This window comes from Paenarthrobacter sp. 10N417 (assembly GCF_056394745.1).
The window spans coordinates 1-4,030 of sequence record NZ_JBFTIL010000046.1 but is presented as its reverse complement, the minus strand read 5'-3'; the positions used below and the strand labels follow the sequence as shown (position 1 = coordinate 4,030).

General features: G+C 61.2%; 2 protein-coding genes. One reads left to right on the top strand and one right to left on the bottom strand.

Translation table 11 applies throughout. The features are described 5' to 3' along the window. Positions 1–189 precede the first annotated feature (189 nt). Positions 190–1,491 (bottom strand): ABC transporter substrate-binding protein, encoded by a 1,302-nt coding sequence (locus tag AC1DCM_RS26420; protein WP_477520310.1) that lies wholly within the window; start codon positions 1,489–1,491, stop codon positions 190–192. Between the two features lie 110 nt (positions 1,492–1,601). Here AC1DCM_RS26420 and AC1DCM_RS26415 point away from each other — a divergent pair, with 110 nt between their 5' ends. Next, the gene (locus AC1DCM_RS26415) at positions 1,602–3,824 is read left to right on the top strand and encodes a hypothetical protein (protein ID WP_477520309.1); all 2,223 of its coding nucleotides are present in this window, start codon (positions 1,602–1,604) and stop codon (positions 3,822–3,824) included. The last annotated feature ends 206 nt before the right edge of the window (positions 3,825–4,030 follow it).

Genomic DNA, 4,030 nt, shown 5'->3' with positions numbered 1-4,030 from the left:
ACCCCTCGGATGGACAGATCCCACTCCAGGACACCCTTGCGGGGCCAGTCACTTACTGAGTCACATCCAAGGGGCAGCACGGCCAATACCCACTCTGCCAGCCAGTCCCAGACCAGCCACAACAATCCTCACAGTCACTTATGGCCCATGTTTCCCTCTGGAAGGGGCCATAAGTGACCTCGCGTTGTCCTACTTGCCGATGGCCGCTTTACTCTCACTAAGCCACTGCTCGGCGGCCTTCTCCGGGGTCAGCCGCTTGAACAGGACTTCGGTGTTGATGCGCGCCGTGATCTCGGATACCGCTGTTGAACCAGTGGGACCGATGAACGTAGGGGCGAAGTCCATCTTGCCAATCTGGTCGATGTAGGCGGCCTCGGCCTTGCCCTGCGGCGTGAGCAGATCCTGGATGGCCGTACGCATGCCGGAGTTGCTGGGTACGCCACGGTCGCTCTGGATGATCTTTGCTGCGGCCTCATTGTTCACGAGGAAGCTGACCAGCTTGGCAGCGGCATCCATGTGCTTGCTGCGCGCGGAGATGGTGTAGAACTGCGAGGACTGGAGCCAGATACCAGGCGTCGGGGTCTCCCCCGGCAGCTTCAGCAGCTTCAGCTCAGCGCCGGAGGCTTTGCTCAGTGCGCTCAGGGAGTTGGACCAAGTGAGCATCATGCCGGCCTGCCCCATGCCCATAAGTGTCTGTTCAGTGCTGACGTTGAGTTTCTCCACGGTTTCCGAAGCGCTGGGGGCAGCGCCTGACTCGCTGAGCTTGAGCGAGAAGTCGAAGTAGTCCTGCACGGTTTCCTTGTCCAGTCCCAGCTGGCCGTCCTGAGTGTAGAGGGACTTGCCACGTTGGCGGGCGAAGGCATCCAGCGAGTCATGCGTAAGGACGGTTGCTGTGCCGTATGTTCCCTTGGGGCTCTTGGCAGTGATGTCTTCGGCGGTCTTTGCGAAGTCATCCCAGGACCACTTGCTGTCATCCGGCAGGGCAACGCCTGCAGCCTGGAAAACAGCGGGGTTCACTACGATGGCCAAGGCGTTGGCACCAGTGGAGACGCCGTACTGCTTGCCCTGGACCTGCCCGTTTTCCAAGGCTCCCTGATCCATTTTGGAGAGGTCGAGTGAGCCGTCCACCTTGGACAGATCCAGCAGGGCCCCGCGGTTGGCATACTCGGCCGGGTAGGCACCGCCCATGGTGATGACATCGGGGGCGTCGTTGGCTGCCACCTGGGTAGCCAGTTTGTCGAAGTAGCCTCCAATGTCGCCATACTCCGGCTTGACCTTGATGTTGGGGTTGGCAGCCTCGAACTCCTTGATAGCTTTGTTCGTCAGTTCGGCACGGGTTGCGTTGCCCCACCAGGAGAACCGAATCTCTACGGGTCCGTCTTCGGCCTGGCTGGATGAAGGGCTGGAGCAGGCTGCGGTGAGCCCCAGCACGCTGACGGCTGCTACGAAAGCTATCGACTTCCGGATACTACGGAGAGATTTACGCGTCATTGGGCAAGCTTCTTTCAGGCTCGAGAAAACGGTTCCTGAAACGTATCAAGGGCGTGTATATTCGTCAATAGTTTTGGAAATGAACTATTTGACCTACCGAGGAGCCCGCCTTGCCCAAGAGGTCCGAATCCCCTGCAATCGACCGCAGGGCACTCGTCCAGCGCCATAATGTCCGTCAGAAACACCTTGACGCGCGGAGCCCCGTATCCGTCGGCAATGGCGAGTTCGCCTTCACGTTGGATCTCACCGGCTTGCAGACTTTTCCCGCGGCCTACCCTGTGGGCGCCCGCGATGACCTCCCTGCGGGCACCCTTCTGGGAACCCAGTCGCAATGGGGTTGGCACTCCGTGCCTGCGCCGCAGCCGTATGACCTTGCCGACTCGATAGTCCTCTACGATTCCCCCCGCGGCCCAGTGCCGTACGTGGAYATGGTGGGTGGCATCGTTAACGATCGCGAGACCGACACATCCCCGGCTGAGACCTGGCTCCGGGCGAACCAGCATCGGCTGGACCTGGGTCGCATCGGCTTCCACTGGCTTGAGAATGGCACCGTCCGCTCAATCCTTGAAGCGGAGATCACCGACGCCGAACAAACACTCGATTTATGGTCGGGAGTGGTGACGAGCCGCTTCACGTTGGCAGGACATCCCGTCAAGGTTACGACGGCATGCCACCCGGACCGTGATGAGCTCGGCGTCCGCGTGGAATCGAGGGCGCTTGGTGCCGGTTTGGTCGTCGCTGTCAGGTTCCCCTATGGCTCTGAGGCGTGGCACGACGCGGCTGACTGGAACAGTCCGAACGCCCACACCACCTCGCTCGATGGCCCGGTCAAGTCCGATGAGCACGGTGGCTGCGCAACATGGACAGCCCACCGCGAGTTGGACGAAGCCCGCTATCAGGTGGTGATCACCGGCCAAAACCTTACAGTGGAACAGCCCGAACAGCATCAACTCCAAGTAGCTCCTGCTACGGCCGGAGGTTCGGACACCAACGACGTGCTGGACTTCTCCGTCGCCTTCCTTTCCTCCGAAGACGGCGACTGCATCCCTCGAGGCAACAACAGGCGAACAGTCACGACACCTGCGGTAAGCCATGCCGCCACTGATGGGACCGGCGTCGAGCATTCACCAGCTCATCGCGTGATCGCAGCTTCCGAGGCCTATTGGCCTGGTTTCTGGTACTCGGGCGGCGCGATCGAGCTTGATGCGACCGAGGATCACAGGGCCAAGGAATTGGAGCGAAGGATTGTACTTTCCCAGTATCTGACCGCGATCAATTGCTCAGGCTCGCTGCCTCCGCAGGAAACCGGGCTCGTATGCAACTCCTGGCGTGGCCGCTTCCACTTGGAGATGCACTGGTGGCATGCCGCGCACTTTGCGCTTTGGAACCGTGTGGAGCTGCTCTTGCCATCGCTACGGTGGTACTCAAGTGTCCTGGAAGTATCCCGCCAGACTGCAAAGGCCCAGGGATTCGACGGCGTCCGCTGGCCCAAGCAGATCGGACCGGACGGCAGGGAAAGCCCAAGTCCGATCGGGACATTCCTGATCTGGCAGCAGCCACACCCCATTCACTTGGCCGAGCTTGTGTACCGGGCAAATCCCCGGCGTGAGGTGTTGGAAGAATTTTCGGAGATCGTGTTTGAGTCAGCGGCCTTCATGGCCGACTTTGCACATCCCACGTCGCGTGGGTTCGAGTTGGGGCCGCCCTTGATTCCGGCACAGGAAAGCTACGGCTCGATCCGGGCCAAAGTCACTAATCCCACGTTTGAGTTGGCCTACTGGCAGTGGGGCCTGCGGACCGCAATTGCCTGGCGCGATCGGCTGGGTCTGGACCCTGTGCCGGCATGGTCCGACGTGGCAGATGGCATGGTGTCGCCACGCGTGATCGACGGCGTTTACGCTGCGATCGACGCGGAGCCTTTCACCATCCGCACGGACCACCCTTCAATGCTGTGCGCGCTTGGTGTCCTGCCTCGGACGGACCTGATTGATCCGGACATCATGCGCGCCACCCTGTCTAGTGTCCTCGCGGATTGGGATTGGGGCAGCACCTGGGGTTGGGACTACCCCGTGATGGCAATGACGGCTGCCCGGCTCGAGGATCCTGAGGCCGCCATTGACGCCCTACTGCTCAGTGCCGGCAAGAACACGTTCCTTCCCAACGGGCACAACCGCCAAACCGATTCCCTGCCGCTCTATTTGCCCGGGAACGGTGGGCTCCTCGCCGCCGTCGCGCTCATGGCAGCGGGCTGGGACAACGGACCGGATCGACACGCACCAGGTTTCCCGGCTGACTGGACCGTTACGTGGGAGGGGCTGGTCCGGTCGCCGTAGCCGGGCTGGACCCACCACAATCCTCACAGTCACTTATGGCCCATGTTTCCATCCGGAATGGGCCATAAGTGACTGTGAGGATTGTTGTGGCTGGTCTGGGACTGGCTGGCAGAGTGGGTATTGGCCGTGCTGCCCCTTGGATGTGACTCAGTAAGTGACTGGCCCCGCAAGGGTGTCCTGGAGTGGGATCTGTCCATCCGAGGGGT

What these genes read in the sequence shown, in the direction of transcription:
- AC1DCM_RS26420 (WP_477520310.1), bottom strand. Translation starts at nt 1,491, where the DNA reads ATGACGCGTAAATCTCTCCGTAGTATCCGGAAGTCGATAGCTTTCGTA.